Annotated in this window: 1 protein-coding gene; it reads left to right on the forward strand. The window is 71.3% G+C overall.

From position 1 onward, the window contains the following. Positions 1-254: 254 nt before the first annotated feature. A partial coding sequence (locus FNQ90_RS25330) for a hypothetical protein (protein ID WP_182608449.1) occupies positions 255-833 on the forward strand: 579 nt, incomplete at its 3' end.

The raw sequence follows: 833 nt of genomic DNA on the forward strand, positions 1-833 counted from the left end.
AAGGAAGTCCGTTGAGTCGGGGTTCGAGGGGTGCAGGGGGATAACCAACGACTCACCCCTTCGGAGAAGAGAAGTCTAACTTCGGCAATACGTTGGCTGATATCTGTTTTGTCAGAACATTTTCGGTCACGCGTTCATGGTACGTACCGATACCGATGGGACATCGGGGAGCGGTCGTCTCCATGGTGCGGTCGGAAGCACCGACCCGCCGGCCGGGAGCACGACCCCGCCGTGTCCCCGAACGGGAGGGACCCATGAGCGGTGAGTCCACGGACGCCACCGGACGGGCGCGGGTCGTCGGGCGGGAGGCGAAGGAAGAGGCCTCCGCCACGGCCGATGTCGCAGGCCGGGCGGCCGAGAAAACGATGGAGACGGCCGGACGGGAAGTCGGCGCGGTCGTCGAGGAGGCGCGACACCAGGCCGACACGATGGTCCGGGACATGCGGACCCGGGTGACGGAGGAGGCGGATGAACAGACCCACCGTGCCGCCGAGACCCTGCGCCGGTGGGCGGACGACCTGGCCGACATGGCGGAGCACGGACGGGACGACTCCCCGGCCCGCACAATGGTGGCGCGAACCGCGCACCGCGGCCAACGAGCGGCCCGCTACCTGGACCACCGGGGTGTGGAGGGCGTACTGGGCGACCTGAGCCGATTCGCACGACGACGCCCCGGGGCCTTCCTCGCGGGCGCCGCGCTGACCGGCCTGGTCGTCGGCCGGCTCGCCCGGGCGGGTGGCGGCAACGGAGCCTCCCCGGGGGCGGATCGCTCCCCCGAGCGGTCCGCGACCGGCGGGGGGACGGGGGACTCCGCCGCCCCCGTCGTACCCCCG

Source organism: Streptomyces alkaliphilus (assembly GCF_014141535.1).
GTDB classification, from domain to species: Bacteria; Actinomycetota; Actinomycetes; order Streptomycetales; family Streptomycetaceae; genus Streptomyces; species Streptomyces alkaliphilus.